Raw genomic sequence first — 18828 nt, forward strand, 5'->3', positions numbered from 1 at the left:
ACCGCCCCTCCCCTCCCCCCCGTTTTTGCTGGAGCCTGCATGTCCCGTCCGTCCGCGTCGCGCCTTGGCCTTGCCATCGCGCTGGTCCTCTCCTCTCCGCTGCTGGCCCAGGAGCTTCATGCGCAGGACGCGCCCGCCAATGCCACCACGCTGGACACGGTGATCGTCACCGGTACCCGCGCCGTGGACCGCACCGTGCTGGAGTCGACCTCGCCGGTGGACGTGCTCACCGCCGAAGACATCCGCCGCGCCGGCGTGGTCAACGGTGAGCTCGGCAGCGCGCTGCAGGCCCTGTTGCCGTCGTTCAACTTCCCGCGCCAGTCCAACTCCGGCGGCGCCGACCACGTGCGCGCCGCGCAGCTGCGCGGGCTCTCGCCCGACCAGGTGCTGGTGCTGGTCAACGGCAAGCGCCGCCACACCAGCGCGCTGGTGAACACCGACAGCAAGATCGGCAAGGGCACCACGCCGGTGGACTTCAATTCCATTCCGGTCAGCGCGATCAAGCGCATCGAAGTCCTGCGCGACGGCGCCGGCGCGCTGTACGGCTCCGACGCCGTGGCCGGTGTCATCAACGTGATCCTGGACGACGCCCCGGAAGGCGGCGCCATCGAAGCCAGCTTCGGGGCGCACCACACCGACCTCAAGCCGATCGACCGCACCCTCACCGACGGCCAGACCAGCTTTGCCAGTGCCAAGGTCGGCACCCGCCTCGGCGACGACGGAGGCTTCCTGCGCGTGGGCCTGGAACTGAAGAACCGCGAAGGCACCAACCGCGCCGGCTTCGACCAGATTCCGCCGTGGGACCAGAGCGACATCAACCTCGCCCTGCAGGGCCAGCGCAACTACGTGCTCGGCGACGGCAAGACCAAGGACCTCAACGCCTGGATCAACACCGAGCTCCCCTTCGGTGAAACCTCGAAGTTCTACTTCTTCAGCACCTTCAACCAGCGCGACAGCGAAGGCGCCAACTACTTCCGCTACCCCGACAGCGACGCCAACTGGCCGGAGATCTACCCCAACGGCTACCGCCCGATCTCCGAAGGCGAGAACCGCGACGTGCAGGCCGTGGCCGGCGCGCGCGGCCAGTGGGGCGAGTGGAACTACGACGCCAGCCTGGACTACGGCTTCAACGACTTCACCTACCGCCTGCGCAACTCGCTCAACGCCTCGCTCGGCCCGGGCAGCCCTACCCGCTTCAAGACCGGCGACTATCGCAATGAACTCACCGTGGGCAACTTCGACCTGAGCCGGGTGTTCAACCAGGGCAACAACAGCCACACCCTCGGCCTGGGCCTGGAAGCGCGCCGCGACCACTTCCAGACCCGCCCCGGCGACCCGGCCAGCTATGCGGCCGGCCCCTACACCGACCGCCCGACCGGTTCGCAGGCCGGTGGTGGCCTGACCCCGCAGGACGCCACCTCGCTCACCCGCGACGTGACCAGTGCCTATGCCAGCCTGTCCAGCCAGTTCGGCGAGAAGTTCTCCAGCGACCTGGCCGCACGCTACGAGCACAGCGACGACTACGGCGGCGAACTCACCGGCAAGCTCGGCCTGCGTTACGAATTCACGCCGGCGTTCGCGCTGCGCGGTGCGGTGTCCAACAACTTCCGCGCACCGTCGCTGGCGCAGATCGGGTACGAGTCCACCTCCACCGGCTACAACGCGGCGGGCCAGCTGGTGCAGGGCCGGACACTGTCGGTGAACAACCCGATCGCGCGCAGCCTGGGTGCCACCGACCTCAAGCCGGAGAAGTCGCTCAACACCAGCCTGGGCTTCACCAGCCGCATCGGCGAGCACTTCGACCTGTCGCTGGACTTCTACCAGATCGACATCGACGACCGCATCGCGCTTTCGGAAAGCATCACCGGCGACGCGCTCACCGATTTCGTGGACCAGCAGTTCGGCGTCAGCGGCCTGCAGAGCGCCAACTTCTTCGTCAACGCGGCCGACACCCGTACGCGCGGCGCCGAACTGGTCGCCAACTGGCGCCAGGGACTGGGCGATGGCCAGCTGCTGCTGACCGGCACCTACGCCTACAACAAGACCACGCTGAAGAACGTGGTGGCGACCCCGCCGGAGCTGAGCGCACTGGACCCGGCCTACGTGCTGTTCGGGCTGGAAGAGATCAACACGTTGACCGACGCCACCCCGCGCACCCGCGCGCAGCTGGCCGCCACCTGGGCCAATGACCGCTGGACCCTGAGCAGCCGGCTCAGTCGTTACGGCAGCGTGACCCGCGTGTTCGATTTCGGCGACGGGTATGTGCCGCGCCAGACCTATGGCGCGGAATGGCAGCTGGATGCGGAGGTGGAGTACCGGATCACGCCGCAGTGGAGCGTGGCGGTGGGTGGGCAGAACCTGACCGACAACTATTCGGATCTGTCTAACGAGGACATCTATTACTTTGGCAACCTGCCCTATGACGTGTTGTCGCCTATTGGCAGCAATGGCGCGTATTTCTATGGGCGGGTCCGGTATACGTTTTAAGAGCTGAATGAAAGCCGGGGCGGGCGCCTTGTCCGCACCGGCTTTTCACACCCCCGGTGGCATGTTGGCGCGCATGGCCAACGACTTCCCCCAACGTCCGCCGCCGCCCCCGCTGGACGATGCGTGCGCGCTGTTCCTGGACGTGGACGGCACCCTCATTGAATTTGCCGACGACCCCGAGGCGGTGATCCTGCTGCCCGAGGTACGCGAGGCGATCGCCCGCATCAGCGACCGCCTCGACGGCGCCGTTGCACTCATCAGCGGGCGCCCGCTGGCGCAGCTCGACCGCCTGTTTGCCCCGCTCCATCTGCCTGCCGCCGGCCTGCATGGCCATCAGGTGCGAAGCGTGGGCACACCCGCCCGCCGCGCTACCGACACCGACACCGACGCAGATACCAGCGAATGGCTGCACGGCGTGCACCAGCAGGCCATGAAGTTCGCACACGGCCATCCCGGCGTGCTGGTCGAAGACAAGGGCCGCAGCCTGGCGCTCCACTGGCGCGGTGCGCCGCATGCCGCACAGGACGTACGCGCGTTCGCCGAACAGCATGCCGATGCGAGCAGTGGCTATCGCCTTCAGGCCGGCGACCATGTGGTCGAATTCGTGCCCGAAGGCAGCGACAAGGGCCGTGCCCTCCATCAATTGATGCAGCAGCTGCCGTTCCGCGGCCGCGTGCCGGTGTTCCTGGGCGACGACCTCACCGACGAATTCGGCTTCGACGCCGCCAACACCCTGCACGGCTGGAGTGTGCTGGTGGGCGAGCGCGAGCCCAGCGCCGCCGTGTTCGCCCTTCCCACTGTGCGTGACGTGCATGCCTGGCTGCTGCAGAACGCTTGACCATGACGCCAGAGAACCTTTCCCCCATGAGTAAACCCAACCTGGACCTCGGCGTGGTCGGCAACGGCAGCTTCGGCGCCTTGATCGACCGCGACGCCCGCGTGGTATGGAGCTGCCTGCCCACCTTCGACGGCGACCCCACCTTCTGCGCGCTGCTGCAGCCCAACCAGCAGGTCGGCGGCGACTTCGCCATCGAACTGGAGGACATGGTCAGCAGCGAACAGGCCTACCTGACCAACACCGCGATCCTCCGCACCGTGCTGCACGACAAGCATGGCGGCTCGCTGGAGATCATCGACTTCGCCCCGCGCTGGCGCCAGAACGACCGCTTCTACCGGCCGGTCAGCCTGATCCGCCAGGTGCGCCCGCTTGCCGGCAATCCGCGCATCGTGGTCCGCGCGCGGCCGCTGGCCGACTGGGGCGCACGCGTGCCCGACTCCACCTGGGGCAGCAACCACATCCGCTGGGTGCTGCCCGACCACGTGCTGCGCCTGACCACCGACGTGCCGATCCGCATGGTGCGCGATGAGCTGCCGTTCGTGCTCAGCCATCCGGTGCACCTGGTGCTGGGCGTGGACGAATCGCTGAACCGCTCGCTCAGCGGCTACGTGCAGGAGTCTTTGCAGCGTACCCAGAGCTACTGGCGCGAATGGGTGCGTTACCTCTCCATCCCGCTGGAATGGCAGGACGCGGTGATCCGCAGCGCCATCACCCTCAAGCTGTGCCAGTACGAAGACAGCGGCGCGATCATCGCCGCGATGACCACCTCCATTCCCGAGGCGCCGGGCAGCATCCGCAACTGGGATTACCGCTACTGCTGGCTGCGCGACGCCGCCTTCGTGGTGCGTGCGCTCAACCGGCTGGGCGCCACCCGCACCATGGAGCAGTTCCTCGGCTACATCTTCAACCTCGCCACCACCGACGGCAGCCTGCAGCCGCTGTACGGCATCGGCTTCGAAGCCAAGCTGGAAGAAAGCGAAGTGGCTTCGCTGGACGGCTACCGTGGCATGGGTCCGGTGCGGCGTGGCAACCTGGCCTGGGTGCAGCGCCAGCACGACGTGTACGGCAGCGTGGTGCTCGCCTCCACCCAGCTGTTCTTCGACCGCCGCCTGCAGGACCCGGGCGACGCGCACACCTTCGCGCGGCTGGAACCGCTGGGCGAACAGGCCTTTGCCCTGCACGACGTACCAGACGCCGGCCTGTGGGAGTTCCGCGGCCGCACCGAAGTGCATACCTACACCAGCGCGATGTGCTGGGCCGCCTGCGACCGCCTGTGCAAGATCGCGGTGCGCCTGAAGCTGGACCACCGCGCCGAGTACTGGCGCGACCGCGCCAACACCATCCACGCGCGGATCATGGACGAAGCCTGGAGCGACGAGCTCGGCCACTTCACCGACACCTTCGGTGGCCACCGCCTGGATGCCTCGCTGCTGCTGTTGGCCGACATCGGCTTCATCAGCGCCGACGACGCCCGCTTCGTCGCCACCGTCGAAGCCATCGGCCGCGACCTCAAGCACGGCAATGCGCTGTACCGCTACGTGGCGCCGGACGACTTCGGCGAGCCGGAAACCAGCTTCACCATCTGCACCTTCTGGTACATCGACGCGCTGGCCGCGATCGGCCGGCTGGACGAAGCGCGCGAGATGTTCGAGATGCTGCTCGAACGCCGCAACCACCTCGGCCTGTTGTCCGAAGACCTGGCCTTCGACAACGGCGAAGCCTGGGGCAACTTCCCGCAGACCTATTCGCACGTGGGCCTGGTCACGGCTGCGATGCGCCTCTCGCGCAGCTGGCAGGAGGCCTCATGAGCCGTCTTGTCGTTGTTTCAAACCGCGTCGCTGCGCCCGGCGTGGCCGCCCCCGGTGGCCTCGCGGTGGGCCTGCTGGCCGCGCTGAAGGAGCGCGGCGGCATGTGGTTCGGGTGGAGCGGCAAGTCGGTGAAGGAGCCCAGCGGCGCCGTGCACGAGCAGACCGAGGGTGACATCCGTTACGTCACCCTGGACCTCAACAAGCGCGACGTGGACGGCTACTACAACGGCTTCGCCAACCGCACGCTGTGGCCGCTGCTGCACTTCCGCCTGGACCTGGTCGACTACGACCGCGGCACCCGCGAGACCTACCGCCAGGTCAACGCGCTGTTCGCCGAGAAGCTGGCGCCGCTGCTGCGCGAAGACGACATCGTCTGGATCCACGACTACCACCTGATTCCGCTGGCTTCGCTGCTGCGCGAGCGGGGCATCGGCTGCCGCATCGGTTTCTTCCTGCACGTGCCGATGCCCTCGGCCGACCTGCTGCAGGCCATGCCCGACCACCTGCGCCTGTTCTCCAGCCTCTACGCCTACGACCTGGTCGGCTTCCAGACCCAGCGCGACGCAGACCGCTTCCAGTCCTACGTGCGCCTGTTCGCCGGCGGCCGCGTGCTGCCCGACGGCATGCTGGAAGCACCGGGCGGGCGCCGCTTCCGCGCGGCGGCGTTCCCGATCGGCATCGACACCGCGCACATCGAACGCCAGGCCAAGGCCGGCGCCAGCAAGCCGGCCGTGCGCGACCTGCGCAACAGCCTGCGCGACCGCCAGCTCGCCATCGGCGTGGACCGCCTGGACTACTCCAAGGGCCTGCCCGAGCGCTTCCTCGGCTTCGAACGCTACCTGCAGCGCCACCCGGACCAGCGCGGCAGCCTGACCTACCTGCAGATCGCCCCGGTCTCGCGCGGCGACGTCACCGAGTACCGCCAGCTGCGCAGCCAGCTCGAGCAGATCGCCGGGCACATCAACGGCGGGTTCGCCGCGCCGGACTGGACCCCGCTGCGCTACGTGAACCAGAACTTCGCCCACGCCACCCTCACCGGCTTCTACCGCGCCGCAGCCGTAGGGCTGGTCACGCCGCTGCGTGACGGCATGAACCTGGTGGCCAAGGAGTACGTCGCCTCGCAGGACCCGGAAAATCCCGGCGTGCTGGTGCTGTCGCTATTGGCAGGTGCGGCCGACGAGCTCAAACAGGCCCTTCTGGTGAATCCGCACGACCTCGACGGCGTCGCCGACGCCATCGCCACCGCCGCCACCATGCCGCTGCGCAAGCGGGTGGAGCGCTGGCAGGCGATGATGGAACACCTGCGTACGTACGACATCAACCATTGGCGCCAGTCGTACCTGCAGGCGCTGGAAAACGGCTGATTACGACAGATTTGAAGGGGTCAACCGTGTCGCTTTCGGCACGGAATCGCTTTTGGCCTGTGCATCATTCGGTGTGATGCAGATTTTTTAGGAGTGTGTCGTTTTTCGCACACTCCTTGCGCAAGACCGCGCAGGGGTCTGCCCTCGATATCGATAGGCATCCTAAATCGCCGAAATCAGGGCCGGATTCGCAACCTTCGGCCCCTGCGACTTTCATTTCGCATTGACAGCGCGTCCCGACATTGACGCCCGCAGAGCCCGTGCATGCCGCATGGGTCGTGCATTCGGGAATCAGATTGATGTCACTGCTGGAACGCTTCGTCGAAGACACCGCCCTGCACATGGGCCTGGGCCACCGCGCGCGCAGCCTGGTGGACGTGCTGGTCGACTACATCCGCAGCCTGCCGGACGGCGTGCACGGCCTGCGCCGACGCTTCGATGCGGTGGGCCTGGGCTTCCCCGGCGACGGCCGCCCGCCGCGCCTGCTGGCCAGCCAGCTGGAAGCGGTAGTGGGCCGCGAGGAACTGGCCGTGCTGGCCCGTCGCGCCGCCTTCCCCACCGGCATGTTCGCGGTGGTGGCCTCCGACCTGCTGCCAGGCCTGCTCGACGTGCTGGAACAGGAAGCACGCAGCCCGCAGGCGCCGCCCAGCGCAGCGCGCCAACCGCGCCACGGCCCCACCCTGCGCCTGGTGCGCGGCACCGCCCTGCGTGGCGTGCTGTGGGTGATGGTGGCCGGCGCCCTGCTCTGCCTGACCGGCTGGATCCACCAGAAGACCCGGGTCAGTGCCGGTGCACCGGTGGCCCATGCCGAACAGAAGACCCCGCCGAGGCTGTCGCTGGCCAACAACGACGGGGTGATCGACGTGCGCGGCCGCCTGCCCGGCGAAGCGGACCGGCGCAAGGTGTGGAGCGCGCTGGTGGCCCAGTACGGCCAGCGCGGGGTCAGCGGCGACATCCTGCGCGACCCGCTGGCCGGCGAGCCGCGCTGGCTGGACCGGCTGGTCAGCCTGGCCCCGGTGCTGCGCCACCCCGGCCTGTCGCTGTCGTTCAACGGCGACACCCTGCACGTGGAGATGGCCCGGCTGCCGGAACAGGACCGCATTGCGGTCTCCACGACCTTGCGTCGCGGCTTCGGCCACATGCAGGTCACCGGCCTGTGGGACGCCGGCCGCGTGGCGCTATCGCAGCTGCCTGCCATGCCCGAGCCGGCCGAACTGGTGGCCGCGTTGAACCAGGGCAAGGTGAAGTTCGAACACAAGTCGCCCACCCTGCGCGCCGACGGCCACGACATGCTGCGCGCCAGCGCGCAGGCGATACTGGCGGCCGACCCGGGCGTGAAGCTGGAAGTGGGCAGCCACACCGACAGCCTTGGCAGCGCCGAGACCAACCTGCACCTGAGCCAGCAGCGCGCGGAAATGGTGGTGGCCGAACTGCAGGCGCAGGGCGTGCCGCTGGGCATGCTGGTGCCGCGGGGCTATGGGGAGGAACAGCCGGTGGCCGACAACCGGTGGGAATCGGGGCGGGACCGTAACCGGCGGATCGAGTATTCGATTTTGCAGTGAATCACCGGCGTGGCGCGATCCAGGCCAACGTGGCCATGCGCCCCGTCCGACGATCCCGCCGATGCGAATAGAACCGCCCCGGCTCGGCAATGGTGCACAACTGCCCACCACTGATCGCCGCCGGGTCCACCCCAGCCGCCACCAGCCGGCGCCGTGCCAGCGCGTACAGGTCCACCTTCCAGTGTCCTGGACGGGTCGCAACGAATGCCCCCGCCGCGCCCGCATCGCGCTCCACGAACGCGTTGAACACGTCTTCACCAATCTCGTAATCGGCCGGCCCGGCCGCGGGCCCCAGCCACGCCTGCAGCTCACCCGGCGCCGCCTCCATCGCCGCCACGGTCGCCTCCAGCATGCCGTCGGCCAGCCCGCGCCACCCGGCATGGGCGGCGCCGATCTCGCGGCCGTCGCGCGCCGCCAGCACCACCGGCAGGCAGTCCGCCGTGAGGATGGCCAGCACCACGCCCGGCACAGAGGTCACCGCCGCATCGGCAGTGGGCTCGAACTCAATCCCCTGCCCGGCAGGCGCCGCCTCGAAACGCAGCACCGCCGTACCGTGCACCTGGCGCAGCCAGTGCGGCGCAGAGGGCAGCCCCAACCCTTCCTCCAGCAGCGCGCGGTTGCGCGCCACCTGGGCCGGGTGGTCGCCGTCGGCGGCGGTGCGGTTGCCCATGTTGAACTGGTCGAACGGCGCCACCGAGCCCCCCGCGCCGTAGCGCAGGGTGGTCAGCGCATGCACGCCGGGCGCCGCCGGCCAGTCGGCCGCCAGCACCGGCAGCGGGGCAGACGGCGTGGCCATCAGCGGCGCCCGCGTTCCAGTTCGGCGATGCGCTTGGTGTCCTCACGCAGCGCGTCCATCAGCGCCACCATGTCGGCCGGCACCGGTGCGCTGTTGCGGATCGGCTCACCGGTGATCGGGTGGGCGAACTCCAGCGTTTCCGCATGCAGCGCCTGGCGCTTGAAGCCGCGCAACTGGGCCACCAGCTCGTCGCTGGCGCCCTTGGGCAGCTTCAGCGCGCCGCCGTACAGCGAATCGCCCACGATGGCGTGCTTGAGGTGTGCCATGTGCACGCGGATCTGGTGGGTACGGCCAGTTTCCAGGCGGCACTCCAGCGCGGTGTGCGCGCGGAAGCGCTCGCGCAGGCGGTAATGGGTCACCGCGTCCTTGCCGTCTTCGCGCACCGCCATGCGGATGCGGTCGCGCGGGTGGCGGTCGATCGGCGCATCGGCGGTACCGCCGGAGACCAGCGCGCCCACCACCACCGCCAGGTACTGGCGGTGCACGTTGCGCGCGGCCAACTGCTCCACCAGCGCGGTCTGCGCCTGGATCGTACGGGCCACCACCATCACCCCGCTGGTGTCCTTGTCCAGGCGGTGCACGATGCCCGCACGCGGCAGCACCGACAGGCCCGGGTCGCGGAACAGCAGCGCGTTGACCAGGGTGCCGCTGGGGTTGCCGGCGCCCGGGTGGACCACCAGGCCGACCGGCTTGTTGATCACGTAAACGTGTTCATCCTCGTACAGGATGTCCAGCGGGATGTCCTCGGGCTCGGCGTGGGTCTGGGTGTCGAGCACGACATGCAGGCTGGCCACCTCGCCGCCGCGGACCGGGTCGCGGCCGCGCACCGGGTTGCCGTCCAGCAGGACGTCGCCGGACTTGATCCACTCGGTCAGCTTGGACCGGGAGAACTCCGGGAACAGTTCGGCCAGCACGGCGTCGAAACGCCGCCCGGCGGCGGTATCAGGCACGATGGCCTGGCGGTTGGAGTCGGTTTCTGAAGGGGTATCGGACATGGGGGGCACACCGCAGGAAGACAATTTTGGGGTCCGGGCGACCACTTTCAGTCGCAGGACAGGCCACTAGGCTATCATCGACCCTTCGTATTCCAGCCGCGTCCCGCCCTGACCCCATGATCCGACGCTCTTCCCTGCTGTCCGCGCCCGTCCGCACCGCGGCCCTGATGCTGGTCCTGGCCCTTGTTTCCACCGGCTGCCACCGTGGCGCCAAGGGTGACAACCCGGAAGAAGGCCAGCCGGTCGAAACGATCTACGAAAAGAGCCACGGCCTGATGGAGAAGGGCAACTGGAGCGGGGCCGAGGCCACCTTCCGCCGCCTGATCGCCCAGTACCCGTATGGTCCGTACACCGAGCAGGCGATGATCGAAACCGCCTACGCCCAGTACAAGGCCGGCAAGCACGACGACGCGGTGTCCAGCATCGACCGCTTCATCCGTACCTACCCGACCCACCGCAACATCGCCTACATGTACTACCTGCGTGGCCTGGCCAACAGCAACCGCAACACGGTGTTCCTCCGCCGCGTGTGGTCGCTGGACCCGAGCCGCCGCGACCTGTCCACCCCGCGCCAGGCCTACTCCGACTTCAACGTCGTGGTCGAGCGCTACCCCAACAGCCGCTACGCCGCCGACGCGCGCAGCCGCATGCTGGAGCTGCGCGACGTGTTCGCCCAGCACGAGCTGGACAACGCCCTGTACTACCTGCGCCGCGAGGCCTACGTCTCCGCCGCCGGCCGTGCCAACTACCTGCTGGAAACCTACCCGCAGAGCGCCTTCCAGTACGACGCGGTGGCCGCCCTCGGTGAGGCCTACACCCACCTGGGCAACAAGACCCTGGCCGACGACGCGCGCCGCGTGCTCGAGCTGAACCAGCCGGAGCACCCGTGGCTGCAGGGCAACTGGCCGAAGTACCCGTGGATGGTCCGCAAGCTGAACCCGTTCGCCGGCGAGAAGTCCGCCAGCACCGGCCAGCGCAACGCCACCATGAACCGCCGTTGATTCCAGCGGCCGGTTGAAACGAAGAAGGGTCCTTTGCGGGACCCTTTTTTGTTGCCGGTGGCAGCTCAGAGGCGCGGAGGCGGCGCCTGCTGCACGGTGGCCTCTGAGACAGGCGACACCTGGAAGCGCATGCCCTCGAAGTCGCTGGCGGGGGGCGCGGGTGCAACCTGCACCTCGGAGGAGAACGTCACCCGCCGGGGCTGCAGCGCCGGACCATTGGCAACCGATACCGGGCTGGGGCGCGTGATTTCCTGTACTCCGGGTTGCTGCGGTTCTGCGGCGGCGGGAACCCGGTAGGGCGCGTGGCCGGGAGTGAGGGTTAAGGCGGTAGGAAGCTGCATCGGGGTGTCTCCAACGGAAAAACCTGACTCTATCCAGCTGCGACCGGCGCGCTTTCGCATTTCGCGCGGATTCGGGCGACGACGGCGTAGCCGCCCTGGGCGAGGCCTGCACCCACCTGGGCAACAAGGTCCTGGCCGACGATGCCCGCCGCGTGCTGGAACTGAACCAGCCCGAGCACCCGTGGAACGCCACCTCGAATGCAGAGGGGGCTGTATGCATGGATCTTGAAAGCTTGTGCCGGTGAAGGCGGGTATTTCTAGAATCCTTTCCCAACCGGCCCTTTCGCCATGCCACACCCGCGCATCCAGCCCGCCACGTCTTTGGTCCCGCAAGGCTTCACCCACGCGCGACGCACCGAAAACACGGGCGTGCCGGGGCGGCTGGACATCAAGGAAATCGAGAATCGCTTGGCGGTCCCAACACCCACCACAGTTCCGAAGCTGCCCACACCAAGCCGCGACATTGCCCGGACGCTTCTGGCGGCGCGCAGCACTGCGCCTGTGTATGCCGCCCCCAACCCGCGCACTGTCGACCCTTGCTGGCAACCGGGTACGTTGATCGCGAGTGGGGCTGAGGCAGAGATTCGCGAGGCCGCTCACATGCACGGGCAAGTACTGAAACTGTTCAAACCCGGCATTGCCGCCATCGACATCCGCGCCGAGCTCGATGCGATGAACGGGTACCACGGCGCCGGATTCGTCCATGTGTCGCCCGATGGACGCGTGCTGCGCATGCCGAGGATCGACGGCGTACCGCTGCACTGTTTGACGCCGGGACAGGCCCTGCCCGACCTGAGGGACCGGATACTGGCGTGTGTTGAGCGGATCATCGATGCGGGTATCTACCCGGAAGATCTATGCGAAGCCAACTTCATCTATGACATCCGTACGGGCAATCTGGCGCCGATAGACCTGAAGAGCCGCGCCCCTGCGGCAGGTCAGTGGCAAAGCTGGATTGAGAGCTTCCGCGGCGAAGTGAGGAACCTGATGGCGGTGGCAGAGCGTGCTGCGGCGCCCGATCATGCCGACAAAAGCGTGCGCTTCGCACAGCAGCCACAGGGAGGAATCACCGGCGGCTCCTGGCGCGATGTCTCCAGCCGTGTCGCCGTGCGCTTCCGCACGTTGACCAAAGCACTATCGGTACTCAACAGCGGCCTGCCGATCCCCACCCGGAACCTGCGCAAGCTGCTGCTGATGTCGCTTGCGGTAAACACCGACCATCAGCTGGTTTCGCCACGGTCGGAGAAATTTTTGCTGAAGGCGCTGGATGAGGTACATGAGGGCACGAAGGATACGTACGCTGCGGGGTCGCTTCCCATCGACGTACTTCAAAGCTTCGTCCGGCGTGGTCAGCAGGTGCGCCCGGACCTGTTCCCGATAGAACCGGGCGTGCCCAGGGCTTCCGCTCAGCCCTTATAGCCATTGCTGATCGGGTAACGCCGCTCGCGCCCGAACGCGCGGCGCGACACCTTCGGCCCCGGTGCGGCCTGGTGGCGCTTCCACTCGCTGGTGCGCACCAGCCGCAGCACGCGGTCCACCACTTCGGCGGCATACCCCGCCGCCACGATCTCCTCGCGCGACTGTTCCTGGTCCACGTAGCGGTACAGGATGCCGTCCAGCACATCGTAGGCCGGCAGCGAGTCCTGGTCGGTCTGGTTGGCGCGCAGCTCGGCCGATGGCGGGCGGGCGATCACCGCCGGCGGAATCACCGGGGCGCCGCCGACCGTGTTGCGCCACTTGGACAGGCCGAACACTTCGGTCTTGTACAGATCCTTCAACGGCGCGTAGCCGCCGCACATGTCGCCGTAGATGGTGGCGTAACCCACCGCGTATTCGCTCTTGTTGCCGGTGGTGAGCAGCAGCCCGCCGAACTTGTTGGACAGCGCCATCAGGATCACGCCGCGCGCGCGCGACTGCAGGTTCTCCTCGGTGACATCCGCTGCCTGGCCTTCGAACATCGGGCCCAGCGCGGTCATCAGGCCTTCGAACACCGGTTCGATCGACACCGCTTCCAGCTTCACGCCCAGCGCGCGGCACTGCTCGGCGGCCAGGTCGTTGGACATGTCCGCCGTGTAGCGCGAAGGCAGGCGCACCGCCGTGACGTTGTCCGCGCCCAGCGCGTCCACCGCCATCGCCAGCACCAGCGCCGAGTCGATGCCGCCGGACAGGCCCAGCCACACCTTCTTGAAACCGTTCTTGCCGCAGTAATCGCGAATGCCCCGGGTGACCGCGCGCCAGGCCAGCGCGTCCATGCTTTCGTCGCCGTCGTCCATCCACTCGCGCGGCAGGAAGCGGCGGCTCTCGGCGTCGTAGTCCACCACCAGCCACTGGTCGGTGAACGCGGCCGCAGCGGGGTGCACGGTGCCGTCACCATCGGCCACGACCGAGGCGCCGTCGAACGTCAGTGCGTCCTGCCCGCCCACCATGTTGAGGTACAGCAGTGCCGCACCGCTTTCGCGGGTGCGCTCGGCCAGCAGCGCATCGCGCTGGGCGTGCTTGCCGCGCTCATACGGCGACGCGTTGGGAATCACCACCAGCTCGGCGCCATTGCGCACGGTATCGGCCAGCGGTTCGGGGAACCACAGGTCCTCGCAGACCAGCACGCCCACCGGCACGCCCTTCAGCTCGAACACACAGCTGCCGCCGTCCGGGTCGATGTCGAAATAGCGGCGCTCGTCGAACACCGCGTAGTTGGGCAGTTCGCGCTTGCGGTAGGTGTGCAGGATCCTGCCGTCGCGCAGCACGTTGGCCGCGTTGTACACCACCGCCCCGGTCGCCTCGGGCCAACCGACCACCGCGGTGATGCCGTGGGTGCTGGCCGCAATGCGGGCCATGGCCTGCTGGCAGTCGTACAGGAAGCGCGGGCGCAGCAGCAGGTCTTCCGGCGGGTAGCCGCTGATCGCCAGTTCCGGGAACACCACCAGCTCCGCCCCGAACTCATCGCGCGCCTCGGCGATCATCTCGATGATGGTGTCGGTATTGCGCTCGACCGCCCCCACCGGGAAATCGAACTGGGCCATCGCAATGCGGATCGAGGTCATGGGTGCGGCCTGTGGATGCAGTGGCCCATTGTAACGCTGGTGGTTTGACCGGTACGAACAGTGCGGGACCGCCTGGGTCGGCCAACGGCCGACGTTACCGGACTGGGGACTCGGCCGGGGGCCATGAATCAGGCGCTGCGCATCCCCGGTAGGTCGGTCCCCAGACGACTGCCGATAACGGTGATCGGTGCAAGTGACGCATGAACCTCGTCGGAGAAGCGCGCGACCCCAGTGACGGTCATGCGTCCCAGCTTCGATCATTGCTGTCGGCGGTCGTCTGGGGACCGACCCTACCAAATCAGCCTCTGCGCGCGTCAAACCTGAAAGCGCCGGCATCGCTCGTACCGTATCCAAGGCGAGGGTGATCGTCCTATTGGAGGTGCGTTGTGAAAAGCATTATCGAGTCCCTGCGCGATGACCTGGCTGCGCTGCAGGAAACGGGGGCAGTCAGCGACGAGACTGTGCGCGTATTCGATGCGCGGTGCCTTCCACGGGAAATTTCGAACCCCGAAAACAAACAACGCCCCTGACGGGGCGTTGTTTGTTTCTGGCTACGTAAAGCCAGGCAGGGCCTGGCTCTACCCGTAAGGCGCGTTGCGCCTTACTTGACCAGCTTGGCGATGGCGGCGCCCAGGTCGCCCGGGGAGCGGACGGTGACGACACCGGCGGCTTCCATGGCGGCGAACTTGCCTTCTGCCGTGCCCTTGCCGCCCGATGCGATCGCACCGGCGTGGCCCATGCGCTTGCCGGCCGGAGCCGAGGCGCCCGCGATGAAACCGACAACCGGCTTCTTCACGTGGTTCTTGATGTACTCCGCACCGGCTTCTTCAGCGTCGCCGCCGATTTCGCCGACCATGATGATGCCTTCGGTCTGCGGGTCTTCGTTGAACAGCTTGAGGCAGTCAACGAAGTTCAGGCCGTTGATCGGGTCGCCGCCGATACCGATGCAGGTCGACTGGCCCAGGCCCACTTCCGTGGTCTGCTTGACCGCTTCATAGGTCAGGGTGCCCGAACGCGACACGATGCCGATCTTGCCCGGCTTGTGGATGTGGCCCGGCATGATGCCGATCTTGCACTCGCCCGGGGTGATCACGCCGGGGCAGTTCGGCCCGATCAGCACGGTGTCCGGATGCGAACGGGTCAGCACGTTCTTCACGCGCAGCATGTCCAGCACCGGAATGCCTTCGGTGATGCACACGATGACCTTGATGCCGGCAGCCGCAGCTTCCAGGATCGCGTCAGCCGCGTACGGCGGCGGGACGTAGATGACCGACGCGTTGGCGCCGGTGCTCTGCACCGCATCGGCCACGGTGTTGAACACCGGCAGGTCGATATGGGTGGTGCCGCCCTTGCCCGGCGTCACGCCGCCAACGACCTGGGTGCCGTACTCGATCATCTGAGTGGCGTGGAAGGTGCCCTGCTGGCCGGTGAAGCCCTGCACGATCACCTTGGTGTTCTTATTGATCAAAACAGACATTGTTTTTCCTTCGGTGTCGGATCAGGCGGCGTTCTTGACAGCTTCGACGACCTTCTTGGCACCGTCGTTGATGTTGTCAGCCGGGATGATGGCCATGCCGCTGTCGCGCAGCAGCTGCTTGCCTTCTTCCACGTTGGTGCCTTCCAGGCGCACCACGACCGGAACCTTGACGCCCACTTCCTTCACCGCGGCGATGATGCCCTCGGCGATCATGTCGCAGCGGACGATGCCGCCGAAGATGTTGACGAAGATGCCTTCGACCTTGTCCGAGGACAGGATCAGCTTGAAGGCTTCAATGACGCGCTGCTTGTTCGCACCGCCGCCCACGTCCAGGAAGTTCGCCGGCTCGCCGCCGTTGAGCTTGATCACGTCCATGGTGGCCATGGCCAGGCCGGCGCCGTTGACCATGCAGCCGATGTTGCCGTCCATGGTGACGTAGTTGATGTCCAGCTCCGAAGCGGTCACTTCGGTTTCGTCTTCCTGGGTCTTGTCGCGCATGGCGACCAGGGCCTTCTGACGGAACGCGGCGTTGTCGTCGCTGTCGAACTTGCCGTCCAGCGCGTACAGGTTGCCGTCGTCCAGGATGGCCAGCGGGTTGATTTCAACCAGCGCCAGGTCCTTTTCGTTGAACAGGCGGTACAGGTTCACCATGATGCTGGCGAACTGGCCGGCCTGCTTGGCGGTCAGGCCGAGCTTGAAGCCGAAATCGCGGCCGTGGTAACCCTGCACGCCTTCAACGAAGTCGACGTTGAGCGAGTGGATCAGCTCCGGGGTTTCAGCAGCAACCTGCTCGATCTCCACGCCGCCTTCCGAAGAGGCGATGTAGGTGATGGTCTTGGTGCCACGGTCGACCAGCACCGACAGGTACAGTTCCTTGACGATCTCACCGGCGGTGGTCACCAGCACCAGGTTGACCGGCAGTTCAACGCCAGCGGTCTGGTAGGTGGCCATCTTGGTGCCGAGCATCTTGGCCGCAGCGGCCTTGACGTCGTCGGTGGTCTTGCAGAACTTGACGCCGCCAGCCTTGCCGCGACCGCCCGCATGGATCTGCGCCTTCACCATCCAGGGGCCCTGGCCCAGGGAGTTGGCCGCTTCGACCGCTTCATCGGGAGTCGCTGCGACCTTGCCGGCCGGGACCGGAATGCCGTACTCGGCAAGCAGCTGTTTTGACTGGTATTCGTGGAAATTCATGCGTCACCGTGGGAATAGGAACGACCGCACGCACGGACCGCGGCGGGCCCACTATTGTGGACGACCCAGCCGCGTGGCGCAAAGACACGGCCCCCCAACGGCCGCCCCGGCCAGTTTTCCAACGCCATTCAGGCAGTTGCGAGCCCCACCCGACCCGCCCCCCGGGGTCGTGAATGGGCAAACTGCGCAGCTTCGGGCCATACTGGCCGGACCAACGGTAGAGCCGGGCCCTGCCCGGCTGCACCACCACCCGACAGCCAGAAGGGGAGTTCCGGCGTGTCACCCAGCGCTTCATTGATCGACCGCATCGAGTCCCTGCCGAAGCGGGAGCTGTACTTCTTTGCCCTGTACCGGGTGCTGATCGCCGCGGTCATTGCCGCCCTGCTGTTCAGCCCGTTGAGCGGAATGGTGGGCGAATCCACCCACCCCGAACTGGCCGGCGTGGTCAGCGTCAGCTACCTGGTGATCTCGCTGATCATCCTGGTCATCGGCCGCAACGACCGCTGGCTGCGCCGCACCGTGGTCACCAGCCTGCTGGTGGACATCACCGCTACCGTCCTGCTGGCCCACGCGCTGCCCGGCGCGAGTGCGGGCCTGTCCATGGCCCTGCTGTTCAACATTGCCGCCGCCGCCACCCTGCTGCCGCTGTCCTGGGGCATGGCCATTGCGGTTACCGCGGGCGCCGCTACCGCCGGCGAGTACGCCTGGAACCTGCTGGAAACCGGCCAGCCCACCCGCACCCTGGCCGAGCTGGCCATGTTCATCACCAGCTTCCTGGCCCTGGCCTTCGTCAGCTACCAGGTGGGCAACCGCGCCCGCCGCAACCAGCAGCTGGCCAACCAGCGCGGCGACGAAGTGGCCAACCTGTTCCAGATCAACGAACTCATCATCCGCCGCATGCGCACCGGCGTGCTGGTGGTGGACGCGGGCAACCGCATCACCCTGGCCAACGAAGCGGCCTCCACCCTGATCGGCGACAACGAAGGCAACAGCGGCACCGGCCAGCTCGAACTGGGCAGCGCCGCGCCCGACCTCAGCCGCCGCCTGCAGCGCTGGCGCAATGGCTGGAGCAACGAAGAAACCCCGCTGCAGCTCTCGCCCGACCAGCCCGAAGTGCAGCCACGTTTCGCCCGCCTGCTGGCCGGCAGCGACCTCACCATCATCTTCCTGGACGACTCCAGCGTGGTCTCCCGCCGCGCCGAGTCGCTCACCCTCTCGGCCATGGGCCGGTTCTCGGCCAGCTTGGCCCATGAAATCCGCAACCCGCTGGCCGCCATCAACTACGCCGCCCAGCTGCTGGAAGAGTCCACTGCCATCGGCGACACCGACCGCCGCCTGCTGCAGATCATCCACCAGCAGTGCCAGCGCACCAACGGCATCGTCGAAAGCGTGCTCGGCCTGGCCCGGCGCGAGCGGGCCAACCCCGAAAACCTGGACCTGGCCGCCTTCGTGCGCCGCTTCGTGCTGGAGTACAAACAGAGCCTGACCCTGGAAACGGACAGCATCGAGCCGATCATCAACGAATCGTCCGTGCATGGCCTGGTCGACCCGCGCCACCTGCACCAGATCCTCACCGTGCTGGTCCACAACGCCCTCAAGTACGGCCGCACCGGCCAGGACCCGGCCCGGGTGCGCCTGCGCGTGGCCCGCCAGGACCGCTCGGCGGTGATCGACGTGATGGACCGCGGCCCCGGCATTCCCGAAAGCGTGGCCCAACAGCTGTTCCGGCCGTTCTTCACCACCTCCGAGCACGGCACCGGGCTGGGCCTCTACATTGCCCGCGAGCTGTGTCGCGCCAACCAGGCCAATCTTGAATACGTGTCCGTGCCGGCCGGCGGTGCCTGCTTCCGGCTGGTCCTGCTGGGCCCGCACACAATGCTGCCGCAATGACGCGCTACCCTGCGGGCGTCAAGTATTTGTCGTTTTC

The 18828-nt window shown here is 67.4% G+C and carries 14 protein-coding genes; 8 read left to right on the forward strand and 6 right to left on the reverse strand.

Annotation, left to right across the window (positions count from 1 at the left end; all coding sequences use genetic code 11):
* The first annotated feature begins 39 nt into the window (after positions 1 to 39).
* From HGB51_RS06565 to HGB51_RS06585, 5 genes are all read left to right on the forward strand, one after another.
* Positions 40 to 2487, forward strand: a complete 2448-nt coding sequence (locus HGB51_RS06565) for a TonB-dependent receptor plug domain-containing protein (protein WP_070208750.1) — start codon at positions 40 to 42, stop codon at positions 2485 to 2487.
* Between the two features lie 73 nt (positions 2488 to 2560).
* Complete coding sequence (gene otsB, locus HGB51_RS06570; RefSeq protein WP_070208757.1) at positions 2561 to 3325, forward strand: trehalose-phosphatase; 765 nt, start codon at positions 2561 to 2563, stop codon at positions 3323 to 3325.
* Between the two features lie 26 nt (positions 3326 to 3351).
* On the forward strand, positions 3352 to 5133 hold the full coding sequence (locus tag HGB51_RS06575; protein ID WP_070208749.1) for a glycoside hydrolase family 15 protein: 1782 nt from the start codon (positions 3352 to 3354) through the stop codon (positions 5131 to 5133).
* The gene (gene otsA, locus HGB51_RS06580; protein ID WP_070208748.1) at positions 5130 to 6497 is read left to right on the forward strand and encodes an alpha,alpha-trehalose-phosphate synthase (UDP-forming); all 1368 of its coding nucleotides are present in this window, start codon (positions 5130 to 5132) and stop codon (positions 6495 to 6497) included. The genes HGB51_RS06575 and otsA overlap by 4 nt, the downstream gene beginning before the upstream one ends.
* 299 nt (positions 6498 to 6796) lie before the next feature.
* Complete coding sequence (locus tag HGB51_RS06585; protein WP_070208747.1) at positions 6797 to 8059, forward strand: OmpA family protein; 1263 nt, start codon at positions 6797 to 6799, stop codon at positions 8057 to 8059.
* Position 8060: 1 nt separating this feature from the next.
* Here HGB51_RS06585 and pgeF read toward each other — a convergent pair whose 3' ends face one another.
* Together pgeF and rluD are read right to left on the reverse strand one after the other, a co-directional pair.
* Positions 8061 to 8855 carry a peptidoglycan editing factor PgeF gene (pgeF, locus tag HGB51_RS06590; protein WP_070208746.1) on the reverse strand — a complete coding sequence of 265 codons (795 nt, stop codon included), beginning with the start codon at positions 8853 to 8855 and terminating at the stop codon, positions 8061 to 8063.
* The gene (gene rluD / locus HGB51_RS06595) at positions 8855 to 9850 is read right to left on the reverse strand and encodes a 23S rRNA pseudouridine(1911/1915/1917) synthase RluD (protein WP_070208745.1); all 996 of its coding nucleotides are present in this window, start codon (positions 9848 to 9850) and stop codon (positions 8855 to 8857) included. Before rluD ends, pgeF begins: the two co-directional genes overlap by 1 nt.
* Before the next feature lie 116 nt (positions 9851 to 9966).
* On the opposite strand from rluD, the gene HGB51_RS06600 reads away from it, so the two are divergent.
* Positions 9967 to 10851 (forward strand): outer membrane protein assembly factor BamD, encoded by an 885-nt coding sequence (locus HGB51_RS06600; RefSeq protein WP_070208744.1) that lies wholly within the window; start codon positions 9967 to 9969, stop codon positions 10849 to 10851.
* Positions 10852 to 10916: 65 nt separating this feature from the next.
* On the opposite strand, the gene HGB51_RS06605 is transcribed toward HGB51_RS06600, so the two are convergent.
* Complete coding sequence (locus HGB51_RS06605) at positions 10917 to 11192, reverse strand: hypothetical protein (protein WP_070208743.1); 276 nt, start codon at positions 11190 to 11192, stop codon at positions 10917 to 10919.
* Between the two features lie 288 nt (positions 11193 to 11480).
* On the opposite strand from HGB51_RS06605, the gene HGB51_RS06610 reads away from it, so the two are divergent.
* Complete coding sequence (locus HGB51_RS06610) at positions 11481 to 12611, forward strand: protein kinase family protein (protein ID WP_171966762.1); 1131 nt, start codon at positions 11481 to 11483, stop codon at positions 12609 to 12611.
* On the opposite strand, the gene HGB51_RS06615 is transcribed toward HGB51_RS06610, so the two are convergent.
* The 3 genes from HGB51_RS06615 to sucC all read right to left on the reverse strand — a co-directional run bounded on the left by HGB51_RS06615 (position 12599) and on the right by sucC (position 16901).
* On the reverse strand, positions 12599 to 14233 hold the full coding sequence (locus HGB51_RS06615; protein ID WP_070209516.1) for an NAD+ synthase: 1635 nt from the start codon (positions 14231 to 14233) through the stop codon (positions 12599 to 12601). The genes HGB51_RS06610 and HGB51_RS06615 overlap by 13 nt on opposite strands.
* A gap of 601 nt (positions 14234 to 14834) precedes the next feature.
* Positions 14835 to 15710, reverse strand: coding sequence for a succinate--CoA ligase subunit alpha (gene sucD / locus HGB51_RS06620; protein ID WP_017356169.1), 876 nt, complete (start codon positions 15708 to 15710; stop codon positions 14835 to 14837).
* 21 nt (positions 15711 to 15731) lie between these two features.
* Positions 15732 to 16901 carry an ADP-forming succinate--CoA ligase subunit beta gene (sucC, locus tag HGB51_RS06625; RefSeq protein WP_070209517.1) on the reverse strand — a complete coding sequence of 390 codons (1170 nt, stop codon included), beginning with the start codon at positions 16899 to 16901 and terminating at the stop codon, positions 15732 to 15734.
* Positions 16902 to 17177: 276 nt separating this feature from the next.
* On the opposite strand from sucC, the gene HGB51_RS06630 reads away from it, so the two are divergent.
* Positions 17178 to 18791, forward strand: coding sequence for a sensor histidine kinase (locus HGB51_RS06630; protein WP_070209518.1), 1614 nt, complete (start codon positions 17178 to 17180; stop codon positions 18789 to 18791).
* Positions 18792 to 18828 lie beyond the last annotated feature (37 nt).

Source organism: Stenotrophomonas bentonitica (assembly GCF_013185915.1).
Lineage (GTDB): Bacteria > Pseudomonadota > Gammaproteobacteria > Xanthomonadales > Xanthomonadaceae > Stenotrophomonas > Stenotrophomonas bentonitica.